Consider the following 19,088-nt stretch of genomic DNA (forward strand, 5'->3'; position numbering starts at 1 on the left):
CTTACTGCGTCTGGCCCTGGCCCTGCGACGGGGTCTGCGCGCCGCCGTCCTCGACGATGTAGCCGCGGATGGTTTCCGCCACCTGCGGGTTGGTCTGGGCGGTGACGGCGATGGCGTTGTACTCGTCCACCGACAGGCCCTCGTTCTCGACCGCGCTCAGCATCTTGCTTTCGGCTTCCTGCTGAAGCTCGGCGAGCTGGTCGGGGTCGGAGGTGTCGCGCAGGCGCGGCGCATACTCGTTGGCCACGTTCTGGATGCCCTGCACGGCGGCGGCGAAGGACTGCAGCTGCTGGTCCGAGAACTCGGCCGCCTGGCCCTGGGTCTGGCCCTGCTGCGGCACCGGCTGGGTGCCGGGCGCCGGTTCGGCCGGGCTGGCCGTCTGGGCGAAGGCGCCGCCGGCCAGCGGGGCGGTGGCGAGCAGGGCGGCGGCGATGGCGGTCGCGGTGAAGCGCATGGTCTTCCCTCCGGAGTGCGTTGAAACCTTGTCCCATAGGGACGGGGCGCACTGCGGAAGGGTTGGCGAAAAGGCCTGTGAAAAAGCCGGGGCGGCTGTGACCGCCCCGGCTTTCGCGGGTGTCGTGCCGGTCCCCGGTTACCGGGGCAGGCCTTCCACGTTCCAGATGTCGCGGGCGTAGGAGTGGATGGCGCGGTCCGACGAGAACATGCCCATGTTGGCGACGTTCAGCACCGCCTTGCGCACCCACTGGTCCTGATCGCGGTAGACCTCTTCCACGCGCCGCTGGGTGTCGACGTAGTCCTGGAAGTCGGCCAGCAGGAAGAAGTGGTCGCCGCCCGACAGCAGGGCGTCGCGGATGGGCAGGTAGCGGCCCGGGTCGTCGGCGCTGAAGAAGCCGCCGGCGATCATGTCGATGGCTTCGCGTAAGGACGCATTGCCCTCGTAGTACTCGCGCGGGTGATAGCCGCGGGCGCGCATGTCGCCCACTTCTTCCGCCGTCTTGCCGAAGATGAAGATGTTGTCGTCGCCGACGGCGTTCTTGATCTCGATGTTGGCGCCGTCGAGCGTGCCGATGGTCAGCGCGCCGCCCAGCGCGAACTTCATGTTGCCGGTGCCCGAAGCCTCGGTGCCGGCGGTCGAGATCTGCTCCGACAGGTCGGTGCCGGGGATGATGATTTCCGCCGCCGAGACGTTGTAGTTGGGGATGAAGGCGACGCGCAGCCGCCCGCCGAGGGCGCGGTCGTGGTTGATCACCGCCGCCACGTCGTTGATGAGGCGGATGATCAGCTTGGCGGTGAAGTAGCCCGGCGCCGACTTGCCGCCGAACACCACGGCGCGCGGCTGACGGTCGCCACCGCGGCCCGAGCGCATCTCGTTGTACAGCGTGATGACGTGCAGCACGTTCAGCAGCTGGCGCTTGTATTCGTGGATGCGCTTGACCTGGGTATCGAACATCAGGTCCGGCGCGAAGGAGACGCCGCAGCGGTCCTGCACCATGGCCGCCAGGCGCTGCTTGTTGGCGCGCTTGATGGCGGCGAAGCGGTGGCGGAACTGGGCGTCCTCGGCGTGCGGCTCCAGGTCCTTCAGCGCCTCCAGGTCGGTGGTCCAGCGGTTGCCGATGACCTCGGTGATGAGGTCGGCGAGCGGCCGGTTGGCCTGCAGCAGCCAGCGGCGCTGGGTGACGCCGTTGGTGACGTTGACGAACTTGTCGGGGTCGAGGCGGTTGAAGTCGGCGAACACGTGGCTGCGCATCAGCTCGGTGTGCAGGGCGGCGACGCCGTTGACCTTGCGCGAGCCGACGACGCAGAGGTGCGCCATGCGCACGCGGCGGCCGGCGTCGTCGATCAGCGACATGCGGCTCAGCACGTCGGGCTGGCCGGGGAAGGCGTACTTCACCTGCTGCAGGAACTCGTGGTTGATCTTGTAGATCAGGTCGAGGTGCCGCGGCAGCACCGCCTCCAGCATGGCGATGGGCCAGGTTTCCAGCGCTTCCGGCAGCAGGGTGTGGTTGGTGTAGTTGAACACCCCGCGGGTGATCTGCCACGCCTTGTCGAAGGGGTAGTCGTAGTGGTCGATGAGCAGGCGCAGAAGCTCGGGCACCGCCAGGCTCGGGTGGGTGTCGTTGAGCTGGACCGTCACCTTCTCGGGCAGGGTGTCGAGCGTCGCGTGCTTGCGGTGATGGCGCGCGATGATGTCCTGCAGGCTGGCGCTGACGAAGAAGTACTCCTGCATCAGGCGCAGTTCCTGGCCCATCAGCGTCGTGTCCATGGGGTAGAGCACCTTGGACAGGTTTTCGCTGATGGTCTTGTCCTTCACCGCGTCGATGTAGTTGCCTTCGTTGAAGTAGCGCAGGTCGAAGTCGCGGGTGGCGCGGGCCGACCACAGGCGCAGCTTCACCACGGCGTCGCTCTCGAAGCCCGGCACCGGCACGTCGTAGGCCATGGCGATGACGTCGCTGGTGTCCACCCACTGGGTGACCGACTGGCCCGACTCGTCCTTGAAGTGGGTGAGGCGGCCGCGGAAGCGCACCGGGTAGATGACGTTCGGCCGCTCGAACTCCCACGGGTTGCCGTAGCGCAGCCAGGTTTCCGGGTGCTCCACCTGCTCGCCGTTTTCGACGCGCTGGGTGAACATGCCGAATTCGTAGCGGATGCCGTAGCCGAAGCCCGGGTAGCGGTGCGTCGCCATGCTGTCGAGGAAGCAGGCCGCCAGACGGCCGAGGCCGCCGTTGCCGAGGGCGGCGTCGTACTCGAACTCCTGCACGCTGTCGAGGCTCTGGCCCAGTTCGGTCAGGGCCTGGGCGACGCGGTCGTAGAGGCCGAGGTCGTAGAGCTGCTTCAGCAGCGACCGGCCCGTCAGGTATTCCATGGACAGGTAGTAGATGCGCCGCACGTCGGCGTCGTACTGCGCCCGCGCCGTTTCCAGGTACTGCTCCGACAGCCGGCCGCGCACCAAGTGGGCGAGGGCGTAGAGCCAGTCGCGCTGGGTGGCGAATTCCGGGTCCACACCGACGTTGTGGACCATGTAGCTCTTGAGCTGCTGCTTGATCGCCTCGACGCTGCCGATGTCGAGGGCGGGGATGTCCGCCGCGTCGCGCTTCGCCGTCTGGTCCATGGTCAGTCCCCGATTGAGTTCCCTGAGAGCGTAACGTGTGGCCGGGCAGAACGGGCGGACGGTCAGTCGCGCGCCGTCAACTGCCGGAACAGCGCGAGGTAGGCCTCCGCCGCCTTGTGCCAGCCGAAGTCCTGGGTCATGCCGCGGCGCCGGGCGTCTTCCCAGGCCGCCCTGCCCCAGGTGTCGAAGGCGCGGTCGACGGCCGAGATCAGGCCGCCGACGGATGCCTCGCCGAACACGAAGCCGGTGCCCTGGCCGGACGGGTCGTGGATGTCCGTCACCGTGTCGGCCAGACCGCCGGTGTGGCGCACCAGCGGCAGACTACCGTAGCGCAACGCGTACATCTGCGTAAGGCCGCAGGGCTCGAACCGCGACGGAACGAGGAACACGTCGCTGCCCGCCTGGATGCGGTGCGAACGGCCTTCGTCGTAGCCGACCCAGGTGCCGACGCGGCCCGGCCGCGCCCCGCCCAGGCCGTAGATGGCGTGTTCGAGCCAGCTGTCGCCCGACCCCTGCATGACCACCTGGCCGCCGCGCGACAGGATGTGGTCCAGCGCGCCGAGCACCAGGTCGATGCCCTTCTGCTCGCTGAAGCGCGACACCAGGCCGAACAGCGGTGCCTCGGGCCGTTCCTCCAGGCCGAACTCGCGCTGCAGGGCGGCCTTGCAGGCGGCCTTGCCCGCCAGGTCGTCGACCGAGTAGCGGGCGGGCAGCAGGTGGTCGCGCGCCGGGTCCCACTGGTCGTAGTCGACGCCGTTTAGGATGCCCGACAGGTCGTTCGACCGCCAGCGCAGCAGCCCGTCCATGCCGCGGCCGCCGTCGGGCGTCTGGATCTCGCGGGCGTAGGTGGGGCTGACGGTGGTGATGCGGTCGGCGTAGTAGCAGCCGGCCTTCAGCGTGCTGACGTGGCCGTAGAACTCCAGCCCGTCCATGGCGAAGCTGTGACCCGGCAGGCCGATCAGCGGCAGGATCTCCTCGCCGAAGATGCCCTGGAAGTGGATGTTGTGGATCGAAAAGACGGTCGCCGCACCCGGCCCGTCGGTCAGCGCCAGATAGGCGGGGACGAGGCCGGTCTGCCAGTCGTTGCAGTGGATGACGTCGGCCTGCCAGCCGACCGGCGACTTGGGCGTGCCGAGCAGCGCCGCCACCTTGGACAGGAGGGCGAAGCGCAGGAAGTTGTCCGGGTGGTCGTGGCCCCACTCGTTGATGTAGGGGCCGCCGCCGCGATGGAAGAGGCTCGGGCAGTCCACCAGCCACACCGGCACGCCGCTGTCGGGCATGCGCGTCTCGATCAGGCGCACGTGATGGGCGGCCAGCACTTCGCCCAGGTCGACCTCGGCGACCCGCTCGGTCACCTTGGCGAGTACCGACGGATAGGCCGGCAGCACGATGCGGGCGTCGATTCCGATCCTCGCGAGCGCCGCCGGCAGGGCACCGGCGACGTCGGCCAGGCCCCCGGTCTTGATCAGCGGATAGGCTTCGGAGGCGGCGATGAGGACGCGCATTCTGACTCCCGTTCCCAGGCGGGCCGCGCCGGCGGGCGGATGGCCGGCGTGACGATGGCGTAATTCACGGCATTTGTGACGAAGAGGCAATACCGGAATCGTGACACTTGCGTTGTGGCCTTTCGGCAGGAACGTCTGGATAGGGCCCGAAGATCAAGGGGATATGGACCTTCGTCGAGGGTTCGAGTGTTCATGCCCCTGTAATTGATCCTGTCGGCGACCCGTGCAAAAGTCCCGATGCAGGGTGGGGAGAAAGTCGGCTCTGCGGCCTGAGGCCGTGCCAACGGAGGAAGCGAATGGAACAGATCGACGTGGCCTACGATCTCAACCGGGCCCTGAAGGGGACGCTGGCGCTGGTGCTGGCGGGCGGTCGCGGGTCGCGCCTGATGGCGCTGACGGACGACGAGGCCAAGCCGGCGGTGCCCTTCGCCGGCAAGTTCCGCATCATCGACTTTCCGCTGTCCAACTGCATCAATTCGGGCATCCGCCGCATCGCCGTGCCGACCCAGTACAAGGCGCACACGCTGATCCGCCACATCCAGCGCGGCTGGTCGTTCTTCCGCGCCGAGATCAACGAGTTCGTGGAACTGTGGCCGGCCCAGCAGCAGACCCGCGACGAGGCGTGGTACCGCGGCACCGCCGACGCCGTGTACCAGAACCTCGACACCATCCGCGCCCACGACCCGGACTACATCCTCATCCTGGCCGGTGACCACGTCTATCGCCAGGACTACAGCCGCATGCTGGCGCACCACCTGGAAACCGGCGCCGACGTCACGGTGTCCTGCGTCGAGGTGCCGCTGAAGCAGGCCACCGGCTTCGGCTGCGTCGACGTGGACGAGACCGACAGCATCGTCGGCTTCCTGGAGAAGCCCGCCAACCCGCCGCACATCCCCGGCGACCCGACGCGCGCCTTCGCCTCCATGGGCATCTACATCTTCAACCGCGACCTGCTGGAGCGCCTGCTGGAAAGCGACGCCGACACCCCCACCTCGTCGCACGATTTCGGCAAGGACATCATCCCGTCGCTGCTCGGCCGCTACAAGCTGATGGCGCACCGCTTCTCCGACAGTGCCGTGCGCTCGGCCCCCGACGCGGAGCCCTACTGGCGCGACGTCGGCACGGTGGATGCCTATTGGGAAGCCAACCTGGACCTGGTGAACGTCACCCCGGCGCTCGACCTCTACGACCACAGCTGGCCCATCTGGACCTACCAGGAACAGCTGCCGAGCGCAAAGTTCGTGTTCGACAACGAACAGCGCCGCGGCATGGCCGTGGACAGCCTGGTCTCCGGCGGCTGCATCGTCTCGGGCGCGACGGTGCGGCGGTCGCTGCTGTTCTCCAACGTGCGGGTCAACAGCTTCTCGCTGGTGGAGGACACGGTGGTGCTGCCGGGCGCAGACATCGGCCGCAACTGCCGCATCAAGCGCGCCATCGTCGGCAACCGCTGCCGCGTGCCGGAAGGGCTGGTGGTGGGCGAGGACCGCGAGGCCGACGCCCGCCGCTTCCACGTCACCGAGGACGGCGTGACCCTCATCACCCAGCGCATGCTGGAAGCCCTGCCGGCCGGGGAGGGCGCACGGCCCGTCCCGGCGGCGTGAGGAGGGGCCGGCCTGCGGCGCGGCCCCTAGAGTCTCGTGCGCTCCGGCGCGGTCGCGCCGGAGCTGCGTTCAGGCGCCACGCAGGCTCCCGCGCCTGACTGGCGTGGGGGCGCAGTCGCGCCCCTGATCGCGGTTTCCGATCCTGCCCGATCGGAAACCGCTCTAGCGTTTCGTCGCCGCCGGCACGTGCGCCCGTTCGGCGCGCACGGCGTCGGCGGTGGCGGCGAAGTCCGGGTCGGCGGCGATGGCTTCCAGGGTGCGGCCGAGGCGGCGGCGCCAGTTGGGATACTGGTCGACCGTCCCCGGCAGGTTCACCTGGGCTTCCTCCAGCGCCAGGTCGTCCAGGTTCACCATCATCAGCCGCGCCGGCGAGCGCGCCAGGAAGCGGTGGATGGCCAGCACCAGGGTGCGCAGCGCCGCCTCGTCGGCCGCCGGGTCGCGGCCGAAGGTCTCCGGCACCACGCCCTGATCCTTCAGCGCCGCCAGCAGCACCTCGCGCTCGCGGATGCGGGCGCGGTCGTCGTCGGCCGGCGAGGCGCCCTCGGGGATCAGGCCCAGGTCGTGGCGCAGTTGCACGTCCCAGCCGCGCCAGTGCCCGACGATGGTGTGCAGGTCGTGCGAGGTGGCGGTGGCGACCGCCTGCTCGGGGTAGGTCTCGGGCCGCTTGAACAGGCCGTCGGCGTAGCGCTCGAAATAGAACAGGCGGTAGGACAGGATGTCTTCCTCGGCCATGCGGTCGCGGAAGCCGTCCGGCACCGTGCCCAGATCTTCGCCGATCACCATGCAGCAGTTGCGATGGCTCTCCAGCGCCAGGATGCCCAGCAGGTCGTCCATGGGGTAGGAGACGTAGGTACCGCCCATGGCCGAGACGCCCGGCGGAATCCAGTAGAGGTGCTGCAGCGCCATGGCGTGGTCCATGCGCAGCGCGCCGGCGTGCCGCATGTTGGCGCGCACCATCTCCACGAACGGCCCGTAGCCCATGTCGCGCAGCACCAGCGGGTTGAGCGGCGGCAGGCCCCAGTCCTGGCCGTGGCTGTTGAAGGCGTCCGGCGGGCAGCCGACGCGGGCGCCGACGGCGTAGACGCCGGGGTCCATCCAGGTGTCGGCGCCGCTGGTGTCGACGCCGACGGCGAGGTCGCGGTAGAGCCCGATGACCGGGCCGCCGCGCGCCGCCGTGGTCAGGGCGTCCGCCGCCGCGCCGAGCTGGCGGTCGGCCTCGAACTGCAGCCACAGGTGATAGCGCACGCGGTCCATCTGCGCGGTGGCGACGTCGAGCACGGCCGGGCCGGCGGGATTGCGGAACTCCTCCGGCCACTGCGGCCAGGGCGTGCCGGCGAAGTCCTCCTGCAGCACGTTGAACACGGCGAAGCGATGCAGGCGGTAGCCGCCGGCATCGAGGAAGTCGGCGAAGGCCTGCTTGCGGGCGTGGGTCTCGGGCAGCGCCTCGAAGGCCTTGTGCAGGACGCGCAGGATCTCGTGCTTCAGGGCCGAGACGGCGGGATAGTCCACCAGATCACCACCGCGCACCGCCTTCAGGCGGTCCATGAAGGCGGTGTCGGCCATGAGGGAGCGGGCGTCCGTGCTGTCGGCCAGTTCCGGCACCGCGTCGACGTCGATGTAGAGCGGGTTGAGGAACAGCCGGCTGGCCGGGCTGTAGGGGCTGGCGTGCGCCGGGTTGTGCGGGAACAGGGCGTGCAGCGGGTTGATGCCGACCACGTGGCCGCCCTGCGCGCCCGTCGCCTGGGCGAGGCTGCGCAGGCTGGAGAAGTCGCCCATGCCCCAGTCGACGGCGGTGCGCACACTGTAGAGCTGGCAGGCGATGCCCCAGGCGCGACCGCCGTCCTCCACGAAGTCCGGCCGCCAGCAGCGCGTCGGGCAGACGATGACGCGGCCCTCGTCAAGCAGGGTACCCGCGGCGTCGAACAGGCGCAGGGTGTGGTAGCCGTAGGCGAGGTGCGACGGCAGCGGCAGGTTCCACCGCTCGTGGGTGACGCCGGCGATGTCGCGGACCTCGAGCGCCGCGAGGCCGGCGGGGATCACCTCGCCGCGCATCTCGAGGCCGTCCTCCTGCTCGATCACCCAGGTGAAGGTGCGGTCGCGGTCGGCGGGCCGGGTGGTGAGGGTGGTCCACATCTGGGCGCCGGTGGTGCGCAGCACCGTCACCGGCTCCAGCAGCCGACCCCAGCGGGCGGTCTCCAGCTTCTCCAGGCTGGCGGCGGCGGTGGCCTCGTCCGTCGCCGGATGGCCGAGCGCGGCCAGCAGCGCCTGCATGTCCAGCTCGGTCGTGTCGTGGCGGTTGCCGAAGATGTCCCAGTAGCAGGGCTCTATGCCTGCTGCTTCGGCCAGCCGTGCCAGCGTTTCCGCATACTGCATGTCTTCCCCTCGCGTCTTCGTTTCCGCCGCCGCGGCGGCGGGCAATCATGGCCTCGGGAGGCCGGGCGCTACGGCTCCCGCGGTGTGGTGTGGCGTCAGGCCTCGCGCGGCCGGTCTTCGTGGCGGCGACCGCCGCGGCGCGGCCGGTGGCGCCGTTCCTGCACGAACAACGCGAGCGCATGCGCCTGGAGCGGATACATTTCCCCGGCCTGGAAGGTTTTCTCGTCGCGGTGCGGGTCGGCCTTGGAGGTGTCCATCACCCGCACCCAGGGGCCACCGTGGCTTTCCGGCGGCAGGCGGAAGGCGACCGGGTCGATGCCGGCGTTCATCAGCACCATGAACTGGTCGTGATCCTGCTCGTCCGGGGCATGCAGGTGATGATCGTGCGCCGGCGCGCCCAGGTGCCAGCCGAAGCAGCGCAGCATGGGCTCGTTCCAGTCGGCGGGCGTCATCTCGCGCCCGGCCGGCGACAGCCAGGTGATGTCCTTCACCGGCCCGTCGCCGATGGCCTTGCCGGCGAAGAAGCGGCCGCGGCGGAAGGCCGGGTTGTTGCGGCGGAAGTGGATCATGGCGCGGGTGAAGTCGAGGAAGTCGTCGTCGTCGTCGCGCACCAGCGACCAGTCGATCCAGCCGATCTCGTTGTCCTGGCAGTAGGCGTTGTTGTTGCCCTTCTGCGAATTGCCCAGCTCGTCGCCGCCCAGGATCATGGGCACGCCCTGCGACAGCAGCAGCGTCGCCATGAGGTTGCGCTTCTGGCGGTAGCGCAGTTCCAGCACCGCCGGGTCGCGGGTCGGCCCCTCGATGCCGCAGTTCCAGGCGATGTTGTTGTCGGTGCCGTCGCGGTTGTGCTCGCCGTTGGCGTGGTTGTGCTTGGCGTTGTAGGCGACCAGGTCGGCGAGCGTGAAGCCGTCGTGGGCGGTGATGAAGTTCACCGACGCACTCGGCCCGCGGCGGCTGTAGATGTCGCTCGACCCGGCGATGCGGGTGGCAAGCGCCGGTCCCTGGCCGGGGTCGGAGCGCCAGAACGAGCGCACGTTGTTGCGGAAGCCGTCGTTCCACTCCCGCCAGCCGGCCGGGAAGCTGCCGACGCGGTAGCCGGCCGGGCCGATGTCCCACGGCTCGGCGATCAGCTTGACGCGGTTGAGAATAGGGTCCTGGCGGACGGCGGCGAAGAACGGATGGTTGGCGTCGAACCCCTGCTGGTCGCGGCCGAGCGCGGTGGCGAGGTCGAAGCGGAAGCCGTCGACGCGCATGAGGTCGGCCCAGTAGCGCAGGCTGTCCATCACCATCTGCAGCACGCGCGGGTGCGCCAGGTTCATGGTGTTGCCGCAGCCCGAGTGGTTCTCGTAATAGCGCGGGTTTTCCGGCACCAGATGGTAATAGCTGGCGTTGTCGAAGCCGCGCAGCGAGATGGTGGGGCCGAGTTCGTTGCCCTCGCAGGTGTGGTTGTAGACCACGTCCAGCACCACTTCGAGCCCCGCCTCGTGGAAGCGCGACACCAGGGTCTTCACTTCGTCGATGGAGCCCGACGACAGCAGCCGCGGCGCCGGCGCGAAGAAGTTGAAGGGGTTGTAGCCCCAGTAGTTGGACAGGCCCAGTTCCAGCAGGTGCGGCTCGTCGCCGTAGGCGTAGATGGGCAGCAATTCCACCGACGTCACGCCGAGCGACACCAGATGGTCGATCATGGGCGCCGAGGCGAGGCCCGCCAGGGTGCCGCGCAGGGCGTCGGGCACCTGCGGGTGGCGCATGGTGGCGCCGCGCGGGTGCAGTTCGTAGAGGATGGTCTCCGTCCACGGCGTGCGCGGCCGGCGGATGCGCTCGTTCCACGGAAAGGCGTCGTTGACGACGATACCCTTGGGGATGGAGCGGGCGCTGTCGCGGCGGTCGAACGACAGGTCGGCGCGCGAACTGCCGAGGCGGTAGGCGTAGCAGCTCGGCGTCCACTTCACCTCGCCGGTCAGGGCGCGGGCGTAGGGATCGACCAGCAGCTTGTTGGGGTTGAACCGCATGCCGCGCGGCGGGTCGTAAGGCCCGTGCACGCGGTAGCCGTAGAGCTGGCCCGGCCCGATGTCGGCCAGGTAGCCGTGCCAGACGGCATCGGTCAGCTCCGGCAGGGCGATGCGTTCCAGCTCCCGCCGGCCCGAGGCGTCGAACAGGCACAACTCCACCCGCGTCGCGTTCTCGGAAAACACGGCGAAGTTGACGCCGTGGCCGTCCCAGGTGGCGCCCAGCGGATAGGGCGCCCCGGGGAGCAGCGTGCGGCGGACGGGGTGACTCATGAACGTCCTCGGCGGAGGGCGGAAGGGCGCGGGCAGGGCAGGGCCGGCGAAAAGCCGGGGGCGGGGCGATCGCCCCGCCGCGATCAGGCCTCGCCGCCGGTGGCGGACGGCGTGCCGCGCGCCTGCTTCTTGCCGCGGCCGGCGGCGGGCTTGCCGGCGGGCTTGCCGGCGGACTTGGCGGTGCCCTCGCCGGCCTTGGCGCGGGACTTGGCGGCGCTCGGCGGCGTCGACGTGCCGTCGGCCTTGGCGTCGCTCTTGGGCGCCTTGGCGGTGGTGGCGGTCTTGGTGGCCCGCTTGGTGGTGGCGGGCTGCGGCGGCTCGGCGGCGGCAGGGGCGTCGTTGGCCATCACTTCGCGCTCGGCCAGATACCAGAATTCCTGTTCGCGTCCTTCCGGGCAGCCGTGGGCTTCCCAGAGCTCGTAGGCCCGCCGGCGAATCGCTTCTTCGAGAGACGGCATCGGTCACCTTCCATGATCGGCGCTACGGGAAAAACTTGCGTGTCCCACTGTACACGGTGGGTGGCACCCGGAAAACACGAACGTGAACGCGCGACGACCCGTCCGGTATCCTGCAAGTGGTTGATTCCGCAAGAACTTCATCGTTCGACGTTGGTCGAAACGGAAATTTCACCAAAGATCAAAGGCTTATGCCGAAAACGCCGATCGCCGCCCCGGGGTCCGGGGCGGCGACCTGTGGTCCGGCCGCGTGGGCCGGACTGCCGTCGATGGGCGTCAGACGCTCACTTCAGGGTCTTGAGGTAGGCGATGACGTCCTTGCGCTCCTGCTCGTCCTTCAGCTTGAAGGTCATCTTGGAGCGGGCCTTGTCGTCGCCCGAGGTGGCGCGGAGGAAGGCGGTCGGGTCTTCCAGGTAGGCCATCAGGTTTTCGTCGGTCCACTCGAAGCCCTTGGCGGTGGCGGCCAGGAAGCCTTCGGAGAACTTGAAGCCGTCGGCGCCTTCACCCGGCTTGTGGCCGACCACGCCGAACAGGTTCGGGCCGACCTTGTGCGCGCCGCCCTGTTCGAAGGTGTGGCAGGCGAGGCACTTCTTGGCGACCTTTTCACCGGCGGCCGCGTCCTGGGCCATGGCGGAGGTGCTGGCGAACCCGGCGACGGCCAGGGCGGCGGCGGCCATCACGATGGTCTTGTTCATTCCCAAACTCCTTCGAATCCGGATGTTCCGTTCGTTCGCGACGGCGCCGAAGGGCGTTCCCCCGTCCCAACGGTTCTTGATGATGATCGGGGCGACCGTACCCGGAAAGTGGCTAAGACTCAAGATCGCGCCGTCCGGCGTACGCAAGGCCCTGTCGTCGCCGAAGGGTCTACTGCCGGATTGTGGCGCCATGATGGTGTCGCACGGCCTTATTATTCCCCCATTGTCGTGATCCTTTCGGGACCATCGAACGTAGATCGATACACGGTCGAAAAACCCCGGCGACCGATCACGACACGGTGAACGCGAAAGAGTCCCCAGCCCTGCAAACTTGACAATGAAAGTCGGGTTTTATAGGCTGGAATGGATAAAAAAGAGATGAGTCGGGGCCGCGACCCGCAGGAAAAGAGCCGAACACCACGGGGGTGGGGATCGGCCGGCGGGCGGCGGCGGAGGACCGGGATCTGATTGTCTGGAGAAGAGGTGGAGCCATGGCGTCCAATCTTTCCTTACCGGTCGTCGCCTCCGAGGATGGTCTCGCCGGCTACATGGAGCAGATCAAGCGGTTTCCGCTCCTCGACCCCGAGCAGGAATACATGCTGGCGGTGCGCTATCGCGACGAGGCCGACCAGGCCGCCGCGCACGTGCTGGTGACCAGCCACCTGCGCCTCGTGGCGAAGATCGCCATGGGCTACCGCTACTACGGCCTGCCCGTGTCGGACCTCATCGCCGAGGGCAACCTGGGCCTGATGCGGGCGGTGAAGAAGTTCGAGCCCGAGAAGGGCTTCCGCCTCGCCACCTACGCCATGTGGTGGATCAAGGCGAGCATCAACGAATACGTCCTGAACTCGTGGTCGCTGGTGAAGGTCGGCACCGTGGCGGCGCAGAAGAAGCTGTTCTTCAACCTGCGGCGCATGAAGGCCAAGCTCGGCGTCTACGAGGAAGGCGACATGGCGCCCCACAACGCGCGCGCCATCGCCGAGGAGCTGAACGTCAGCGAGGCCGACGTGGTGGACATGAACCGCCGCCTGTCGCGCCAGGACGCCAGCCTCAACCTGCCGGTCGGCGAGGAAGGCGACCTGCAGCGCCAGGACCTGCTGGTCGACGACGGCCCCAACCAGGAAACCATGCTGGCCGAAGCCGAAGAGCGTCGCCTGGGCCGCCAGCTGCTGCGCGACGCCCTGTCCGGCCTCAACGACCGCGAGCGCCACATCATCCTGGAGCGCCGCCTGCGCAGCCAGCCGACCACGCTCGAGGAACTCGGCCGCCACTACGGCATCAGCCGCGAGCGCGTGCGCCAGATCGAAAACCGCGCCTTCACCAAGCTGCAGACGGCGGTGCGCGCCGCCGCCACGGCGCTGGAAAAACGCGGTGCCGAGGTGGCGCTGCCTATTTGAGCGGCAGGCCTCTCCTCCTCCTCCGACAGTCGTAGAGGCGGCCCCACCCGGGGCCGCCTTTCGTCTGAGGGTGCCTCAAAAGAAGGCTGCGCGACTCGGCTCGCCATGCTTCTGCCTTAATCTTGGGCGGCCATGTTGCACTGCAGTGCATCAAAATCGGGCAAATCCCCACTCCCCTGATCGGATGCTCGCGCGGCAGGCAGAGCCAAGTGCCCGCATTCCCTCGACTTTTCCAAAATTCCGCGAGTTGGCACGGATCTTGACTTCCTTCCCGGCGAGACGTCTCCCGGCCGGTGCGGTCGGGGATGAGGGCGCGGCAGCGGTCGCGCGGACCCATGGAGGGAAAACCGATGAAGCTAGTGATGGCGATCATCAAGCCGTTCAAGCTCGACGAGGTGCGCGAGGCGCTGACGCCGCTCGGCATCCAGGGCCTGACCGTCAGCGAGGTGAAGGGCTTCGGACGCCAGAAGGGCCAGACGGAAATCTACCGCGGCGCCGAATACGTGGTGAACTTCCTGCCCAAGGTGAAGCTGGAAGTCGCGGTCAACGACGACATGGTCGACCGCGTCGTCGAGGCGATCCAGGCGGCCGCCAACACCGGCAAGATCGGCGACGGCAAGATCTTCGTGCTCGACCTGCAGAAGGCCGTGCGCATCCGCACCGGCGAAACCGACGTCGAAGCGCTCTGACGGACACAGGGGGATGCATCACATGACCCGCATGACCAGCATCATCAAGGGCGGCGCCGCGGCGCTGGCCGCCGGCCTCGTGGCGACGCCCGCCCTGGCGGCCGTCGACGCCGAAACCGCTTACGTCTTCAACACCTTCTCCTTCCTCATCCACGGCGCGCTCGTGTTCTTCATGGCGGTCGGCTTCGCCATGCTGGAAGCCGGCCTGGTGCGCGGCAAGAACGTCGCCTCCATCTGCCTGAAGAACACCGCCCTCTACGCCGTCGCCGCCATCGGCTTCTACCTGGTCGGCTACAACCTGATGTACGTCGACGTCACGGGCTGGATCGGCACCTTCAGCTTCCTCTACAACCCGTCCGAAGCCGAGAGCGCGCTCATCGCCGCCGGTGCCGACGCCGCCACGCCGGAACAGGTGGCCGCGGTGATCGAGGGCGGTTACTCGGTGATGTCCGACTGGTTCTTCCAGGTGGTCTTCGTCGCCACCGCCGCCTCGGTCATCTCCGGCACCGTCGCCGAACGCATGAAGATCTGGCCGTTCATGATCTTCGTCGCCCTGCTCGGCGCCTTCATCTACCCGATCCAGGCGTCCTGGGTGTGGGGCGGCGGCTGGCTGACCGAAATGGGCTTCAGCGACTTCGCCGGTTCGACCCTGGTGCACTCGGTCGGTGGCTGGGCGGCGCTCGCCGGCGCCATCATGGTCGGTGCGCGTAAGGGCAAGTTCGGCGCCGACGGCCGCGTCCACCCGCTGCCGGGCAACAACCTGCCGCTCGCCACGCTCGGCACCTTCATCCTGTGGTTCGGCTGGTTCGGCTTCAACGGCGGTTCGCAGCTGGCCCTCGGCTCGGCGCTCGACGCCGCCGCCATGTCCATCGTCTACGCCAACACCTTCCTGGCCGCCTGCGCCGGCGTGGTGACGGCCATGGTGATGACCCAGCTGATCTTCAAGAAGATCGACCTGACCATGGTGCTCAACGGCGCGCTGGCCGGCCTGGTCGCCATCACCGCCGGTCCGACGCTGGAGAACATGGTCCTCGCCATGCTGGTCGGCGCCGTCGGTGCGGCGCTCGCGGTCCTGGCCGTGCCGCTGGTCGACAAGATGAAGATCGACGACGTGGTCGGCGCCATCTCGGTCCACCTGGTGGCCGGCGTGTGGGGCACCCTGGCGGTCGGCATCTTCGGCTCGGGCAGCTTCGTCACCCAGCTGATCGGCGTGGTCGCCATCGGTGTCTACGTCCTGGCGGTCTCCTTCGTGATCTGGGGCGTGCTGAAGGCCACCGTCGGCCTGCGCGTCAGCGACGAGGAAGAGCTGGACGGCCTCGACAAGCACGAGCTCGGCCTCGAAGCCTACCCCGAGTTCGGCCGCGGCTCGCAGCTGTGATCGCCTGACGATCTCACGAGTTTCCTCACCACCTTCGGCCCGGGGGCTTCGGCTCCCGGGCTTCTTCTTGTCCGTAAGGACGGGGGAGCGGCAACCGGCCCCGCGGCCCGGCGTTTGCCAGAAAACACCACGCCAACGGGATCGATCGAGGAGACGCCGCCATGACCGTGGATGGCCCGGACCGCATGCCGCCGCCGCGGGCGGTGGACCTGCGCCCCGTGGGCGAAATCCTGCGCCGGCCGCCGCGCCGGCCTGCCGCCGCCGAAGCCGCCGCCGAAGACACCGAGGCCACCGACGCCTTGCCGCCGTGGCGCCGCCGGCTGCTGCTGCGCACGGTCGGCTGGCTCGCCCGCCGTTTCGCCGCCGCCGCCGAGGCCTCCGCCGGGGAGCCCGCCCATCGCTATGCCGGGTACGTGGCGCTGCTGCGCCGTATCGAGGGCGACCTCGCCCTGGTCCCGGCGAGCGGGCACCGGCGCGGCCACCTGACGGTCGTCGGTGAGGATTGAAGGGAGGGGGCGTCGGGCCGGCGGTTCCGCCTACTCGAATTCCACCTTGCGGCTTTCGCCGCGCACCGTGTCGCCGATGGACTCGACCAGCAGCGGCAGCAGCTTTTCGGCCGCCACCTCGGGCGCACGGCCGGCGGCATCCACCATCACCCAGCCCTGCCACAGGCGACGGCCGTCCGTCAGGCTGGTGACGTCGGCCTGGATGCGGGTGCCGCCGCCGGCGTCGCGGCGGTCCGGCGCCTGCTGGCCCGTCAGCACGCTGCTCTCGGTGGTGGAATAGAGCTTGAGGCGCGCATAGAGGCGGTCGGTGCTGGCGCCGCTGCTGCCGCGGAAGCCTTCCACCGCCAGCACGCCGGGCTCGCCGCGCTGGACGATGGGGTCGTCTCCCGCCAGTTCCAGGCTGAAGGCGAGGGTGCCGCCGGTCTCCACCACCCGCCAGCCCGCCGCCTCCAGCGCCCGCGTCGCCCGGGCGCGCAGATCCTCGACCTCGCCGGTGCGGGTATAGAGGCGCACCTCGACCGGCGCGCGCGGCACGGCGGCATAGGACTGGGCATTGAGTTCGGCGTCCACGGTCTGCTCGATGGCGGCGGCCGGCAGGGGCGCGGCGGCGGCGAGCAGGACGGACGCGGCGAGCAGAAGACGGCGGGGCAGGGTGGGCATCATGGCGGCTCCTCGACGAACGGACGACGGCGGCTGCACCATAGACACGCCCGAGGCGCCTTCCGCGTCGCAGCGCCGGGCGATCAGCGGATGCCGAGGGTCAGGCGCAGGTTCACGTCGTTGACGTTGCGGATGATGGTGACGAAGCGTTCCAGAAGGCCGCGCACCACCGGGTTGGTGTCCTTCAGCAGGAACTCGAAGTGCTCGCGCGGCACCACCAGCAGCGTGGTGTCCTTCAGCGCCCGGGCGGTGGCGCTGCGCGGGCTGTTGTCGATGAGCGCCATCTCGCCGACCATCTCGCCGGGCCGCGCCGCCCCCAGGATCACCTGGGCGCCGTTCATGGTGCGGGCGATTTCCAGCAGGCCCGTCTCGATGATGTAGGCGCAAGCAGCCTCGTCGCCTTCGTGGAACAGCACCTCGCCGCGGGCGACGGTCAGGCGGCCGCCTTCGGCATCGGAAAACATGCCGGCGGTGGTGCGATCGATGCTGCTCATGCGGCTCCCCCGGATCGGTCAGGCCTCCGATCTTATCGCTGCAGCGCACGCGCCGCCATAGGCGAGCTTGCGGGTTGCGGTGCAAGATGGTTACCTTGCGCGCCCGCGCCTGCAAGGATACGGATCATGTCGTCACCCGCCACCACCATCCTGACCATCACCTGTCCCGACGCCACCGGCATCGTCGCCGCCGTGACCGGTTTCCTGGCGCAGCAGGACTGCTTCATCGTCGAATGCGCCCAGTACGGCGACCTGGCCGCCGATCGCTTCTTCATGCGCGCGGTGTTCCGCCACGGCGACAAGGCGCCGGCGCGCGACGTGCTCGGCAGCCGCTTCGCCGAGCGGGTGGCGCAGCGCTTCGGCATGACCTGGGCCATGCACGACCACGAACGCCGGCCCAAGGTGCTCATCGCCGTCTCGCGCTTCGGCCACTGCCTGAACGACCTGCTGCACCGCTGGCAGACCGGGCAGCTCGCCATCGACGTGGCGGGCGTGGTGTCCAACCACGACGACATGCGCAAGCTGGTGGAATGGCACGGCATCCCCTACCACCACCTGCCGGTCACCAAGGAAACCAAGGTGGCGCAGGAAGCCCGCATGCTCGACATGGTGGAAGAGCAGGACATCGACCTGGTGGTGCTCGCCCGCTACATGCAGATCCTGACGCCGGACGCCTGCCGGGCGCTGAACGGCCGGGCCATCAACATCCACCATTCCTTCCTGCCGAGCTTCAAGGGCGCCAAGCCCTACCAGCAGGCCTATGTGCGCGGCGTGAAGATCATCGGCGCCACCGCCCACTACGTCACCCCCGACCTCGACGAAGGCCCGATCATCGAGCAGGCGGTCGAGCGCGTCGACCACACCCATTCGGTGGACGACCTGGTGCGCGTCGGCCAGGACCTGGAGAACGTGACGCTGGCCCGCGCCGTGCGCTACCACATCGAACGCCGCGTGCTCATCAATGGTGCCAAGACGGTCGTCTTCCGCTGACCGGCGGGCGGGCAAGTCCCTGACGATTGAAATTTCGGCTGGTCTTTTCGCCGCTCTGGCCTAACCTCTGGGGCGGCGGACCACGCTCCGCAGCATCGGGGGAACGGACGTGACTGAACTGGCGGCGCGCGCGCTCGACGGCATCGGATTACTCGACAGCCTGACCGCGGCGGAGCGGGAAGCGCTCGGCCGGACCTGCCGCTGGCGCCGCTATGCCTCCGGCGAGCAGATCATCGACCGCAGCTCCGACAGCCGCGACGTGTTCTTCGTCATCGGCGGCGCCGTGCGGGTGGTGATCTACTCGCTCTCCGGCCGCGAGATCGCGCTGGACGACATCACCGCCGGCGGCGTCTTCGGCGAGCTGGCGGCGCTCGACGGCAGCCCGCGGTCGGCCAGCGTCATGGCCATCGGCGAGACCACCGTCGCCGCCATGACGGCCGATCAGTTCCTGCGCGTGCTGCGCGAACACCCCGACGTGGCGCTGGCGCTCATGCGCCGCCTCGCCACCGTCATCCGCGTCTCGGGCGCCCGCATCCTCGACCTGTCGACGCTCGGCGCCAACAACCGGGTGCACGCCGATCTGCTGGCGCTCTGCCGCGCCGCCGAGGTGACGCGCGAGGGCCACGCCCGCATCCGCCCCATCCCCGTGCACTCCGACATCGCCGCCCGCGTCAGCACCACCCGCGAGACGGTGGCGCGCGTGCTCAACGACCTGTCGCGCCAGGGCATCGTTCGGCGCGACGCCGATGCGCTCGTGGTGCTCGACGTGGAGCGCCTGCGTGATCTGGTCGAGGAAGTGCGCGGCGAGTGATCGAAAGTCGGTCGGTCGGGCAAAAAGTGGTGATCCTGTGACGCGCGTCACAGGGCGGCGGGGTGGAACAGGGCATTCTCACTTCACCGGGATTTCCCGGTATCGGTATCCTCTTTCCCTCAAGAGCGTTACTCGGGCGGGGCCAGGCCCCGCCCTCTTTTTTCGCTTCCGCCGCGCCGCCCCGA

General features: G+C 69.0%; 16 protein-coding genes. 7 read left to right on the plus strand and 9 right to left on the minus strand.

The genetic code is table 11. The annotated features are described in order from the left end of the window. Nucleotide 1: 1 nt before the first annotated feature. The 3 genes from CRP50_RS01530 to glgA all read right to left on the minus strand — a co-directional run bounded on the left by CRP50_RS01530 (nucleotide 2) and on the right by glgA (nucleotide 4,575). Nucleotides 2-454, minus strand: a complete 453-nt coding sequence (locus tag CRP50_RS01530) for a DUF4168 domain-containing protein (protein ID WP_097277206.1) — start codon at nucleotides 452-454, stop codon at nucleotides 2-4. Between the two features lie 138 nt (nucleotides 455-592). After that, nucleotides 593-3,070 (minus strand): glycogen/starch/alpha-glucan phosphorylase, encoded by a 2,478-nt coding sequence (locus tag CRP50_RS01535; RefSeq protein ID WP_097277207.1) that lies wholly within the window; start codon nucleotides 3,068-3,070, stop codon nucleotides 593-595. Nucleotides 3,071-3,132: 62 nt separating this feature from the next. Then, the gene (gene glgA, locus CRP50_RS01540; RefSeq protein ID WP_097277208.1) at nucleotides 3,133-4,575 is read right to left on the minus strand and encodes a glycogen synthase GlgA; all 1,443 of its coding nucleotides are present in this window, start codon (nucleotides 4,573-4,575) and stop codon (nucleotides 3,133-3,135) included. Between the two features lie 296 nt (nucleotides 4,576-4,871). On the opposite strand from glgA, the gene glgC reads away from it, so the two are divergent. Next, nucleotides 4,872-6,176, plus strand: a complete 1,305-nt coding sequence (gene glgC, locus CRP50_RS01545; RefSeq protein ID WP_097277209.1) for a glucose-1-phosphate adenylyltransferase — start codon at nucleotides 4,872-4,874, stop codon at nucleotides 6,174-6,176. A gap of 162 nt (nucleotides 6,177-6,338) precedes the next feature. Here glgC and malQ read toward each other — a convergent pair whose 3' ends face one another. The 4 genes from malQ to CRP50_RS01565 all read right to left on the minus strand — a co-directional run bounded on the left by malQ (nucleotide 6,339) and on the right by CRP50_RS01565 (nucleotide 11,978). Further along, complete coding sequence (gene malQ, locus CRP50_RS01550) at nucleotides 6,339-8,549, minus strand: 4-alpha-glucanotransferase (protein ID WP_097277210.1); 2,211 nt, start codon at nucleotides 8,547-8,549, stop codon at nucleotides 6,339-6,341. A gap of 95 nt (nucleotides 8,550-8,644) precedes the next feature. Then, the gene (gene glgX, locus CRP50_RS01555; protein WP_097277211.1) at nucleotides 8,645-10,828 is read right to left on the minus strand and encodes a glycogen debranching protein GlgX; all 2,184 of its coding nucleotides are present in this window, start codon (nucleotides 10,826-10,828) and stop codon (nucleotides 8,645-8,647) included. Between the two features lie 83 nt (nucleotides 10,829-10,911). Beyond that, complete coding sequence (locus tag CRP50_RS26285) at nucleotides 10,912-11,286, minus strand: DUF2934 domain-containing protein (protein WP_097277212.1); 375 nt, start codon at nucleotides 11,284-11,286, stop codon at nucleotides 10,912-10,914. A gap of 281 nt (nucleotides 11,287-11,567) precedes the next feature. Next, on the minus strand, nucleotides 11,568-11,978 hold the full coding sequence (locus tag CRP50_RS01565) for a c-type cytochrome (RefSeq protein ID WP_097277213.1): 411 nt from the start codon (nucleotides 11,976-11,978) through the stop codon (nucleotides 11,568-11,570). A 491-nt stretch (nucleotides 11,979-12,469) separates the two neighbouring features. On the opposite strand from CRP50_RS01565, the gene rpoH reads away from it, so the two are divergent. From rpoH to CRP50_RS01585, 4 genes are all read left to right on the plus strand, one after another. Continuing rightward, the gene (gene rpoH, locus CRP50_RS01570; protein WP_097277214.1) at nucleotides 12,470-13,375 is read left to right on the plus strand and encodes an RNA polymerase sigma factor RpoH; all 906 of its coding nucleotides are present in this window, start codon (nucleotides 12,470-12,472) and stop codon (nucleotides 13,373-13,375) included. A gap of 350 nt (nucleotides 13,376-13,725) precedes the next feature. Next, complete coding sequence (gene glnK, locus CRP50_RS01575) at nucleotides 13,726-14,064, plus strand: P-II family nitrogen regulator (protein WP_097277215.1); 339 nt, start codon at nucleotides 13,726-13,728, stop codon at nucleotides 14,062-14,064. A 22-nt stretch (nucleotides 14,065-14,086) separates the two neighbouring features. Next, complete coding sequence (gene amt, locus CRP50_RS01580) at nucleotides 14,087-15,442, plus strand: ammonium transporter (protein WP_245913331.1); 1,356 nt, start codon at nucleotides 14,087-14,089, stop codon at nucleotides 15,440-15,442. 161 nt (nucleotides 15,443-15,603) lie between these two features. Then, the gene (locus CRP50_RS01585) at nucleotides 15,604-15,948 is read left to right on the plus strand and encodes a hypothetical protein (RefSeq protein WP_097277216.1); all 345 of its coding nucleotides are present in this window, start codon (nucleotides 15,604-15,606) and stop codon (nucleotides 15,946-15,948) included. A gap of 30 nt (nucleotides 15,949-15,978) precedes the next feature. Here the strand turns inward: CRP50_RS01585 and CRP50_RS01590 are convergent, their stop codons facing one another. Both CRP50_RS01590 and CRP50_RS01595 read right to left on the minus strand, forming a co-directional pair. After that, nucleotides 15,979-16,611, minus strand: a complete 633-nt coding sequence (locus CRP50_RS01590) for a hypothetical protein (RefSeq protein WP_097277217.1) — start codon at nucleotides 16,609-16,611, stop codon at nucleotides 15,979-15,981. 80 nt (nucleotides 16,612-16,691) lie between these two features. Next, nucleotides 16,692-17,102, minus strand: coding sequence for a cyclic nucleotide-binding domain-containing protein (locus CRP50_RS01595; protein ID WP_097277218.1), 411 nt, complete (start codon nucleotides 17,100-17,102; stop codon nucleotides 16,692-16,694). Nucleotides 17,103-17,228: 126 nt separating this feature from the next. Here CRP50_RS01595 and purU point away from each other — a divergent pair, with 126 nt between their 5' ends. After that, nucleotides 17,229-18,092: a formyltetrahydrofolate deformylase gene (gene purU, locus CRP50_RS01600; protein ID WP_097277219.1), complete on the plus strand. Its 864-nt coding sequence runs from the start codon at nucleotides 17,229-17,231 to the stop codon at nucleotides 18,090-18,092. A 109-nt stretch (nucleotides 18,093-18,201) separates the two neighbouring features. Then, complete coding sequence (locus CRP50_RS01605) at nucleotides 18,202-18,903, plus strand: Crp/Fnr family transcriptional regulator (RefSeq protein WP_245913332.1); 702 nt, start codon at nucleotides 18,202-18,204, stop codon at nucleotides 18,901-18,903. Nucleotides 18,904-19,088: the final 185 nt, after the last annotated feature.

Origin of the sequence: Caenispirillum bisanense, from assembly GCF_900230255.1 — a bacterium.
GTDB classification, from domain to species: domain Bacteria; phylum Pseudomonadota; class Alphaproteobacteria; order Rhodospirillales; family Rhodospirillaceae; genus Caenispirillum; species Caenispirillum bisanense_A.

What these genes read in the sequence shown, in the direction of transcription:
- CRP50_RS01565 (WP_097277213.1), bottom strand. Translation starts at nt 11,978, where the DNA reads ATGAACAAGACCATCGTGATGGCCGCCGCCGCCCTGGCCGTCGCCGGG.
- CRP50_RS01535 (WP_097277207.1), bottom strand. Translation starts at nt 3,070, where the DNA reads ATGGACCAGACGGCGAAGCGCGACGCGGCGGACATCCCCGCCCTCGAC.
- CRP50_RS01590 (WP_097277217.1), bottom strand. Translation starts at nt 16,611, where the DNA reads ATGATGCCCACCCTGCCCCGCCGTCTTCTGCTCGCCGCGTCCGTCCTG.
- glgC (WP_097277209.1), top strand. Translation starts at nt 4,872, where the DNA reads ATGGAACAGATCGACGTGGCCTACGATCTCAACCGGGCCCTGAAGGGG.
- glnK (WP_097277215.1), top strand. Translation starts at nt 13,726, where the DNA reads ATGAAGCTAGTGATGGCGATCATCAAGCCGTTCAAGCTCGACGAGGTG.
- CRP50_RS01530 (WP_097277206.1), bottom strand. Translation starts at nt 454, where the DNA reads ATGCGCTTCACCGCGACCGCCATCGCCGCCGCCCTGCTCGCCACCGCC.
- malQ (WP_097277210.1), bottom strand. Translation starts at nt 8,549, where the DNA reads ATGCAGTATGCGGAAACGCTGGCACGGCTGGCCGAAGCAGCAGGCATA.
- CRP50_RS26285 (WP_097277212.1), bottom strand. Translation starts at nt 11,286, where the DNA reads ATGCCGTCTCTCGAAGAAGCGATTCGCCGGCGGGCCTACGAGCTCTGG.
- CRP50_RS01585 (WP_097277216.1), top strand. Translation starts at nt 15,604, where the DNA reads ATGACCGTGGATGGCCCGGACCGCATGCCGCCGCCGCGGGCGGTGGAC.
- purU (WP_097277219.1), top strand. Translation starts at nt 17,229, where the DNA reads ATGTCGTCACCCGCCACCACCATCCTGACCATCACCTGTCCCGACGCC.
- CRP50_RS01595 (WP_097277218.1), bottom strand. Translation starts at nt 17,102, where the DNA reads ATGAGCAGCATCGATCGCACCACCGCCGGCATGTTTTCCGATGCCGAA.
- amt (WP_245913331.1), top strand. Translation starts at nt 14,087, where the DNA reads ATGACCCGCATGACCAGCATCATCAAGGGCGGCGCCGCGGCGCTGGCC.
- glgA (WP_097277208.1), bottom strand. Translation starts at nt 4,575, where the DNA reads ATGCGCGTCCTCATCGCCGCCTCCGAAGCCTATCCGCTGATCAAGACC.
- glgX (WP_097277211.1), bottom strand. Translation starts at nt 10,828, where the DNA reads ATGAGTCACCCCGTCCGCCGCACGCTGCTCCCCGGGGCGCCCTATCCG.
- rpoH (WP_097277214.1), top strand. Translation starts at nt 12,470, where the DNA reads ATGGCGTCCAATCTTTCCTTACCGGTCGTCGCCTCCGAGGATGGTCTC.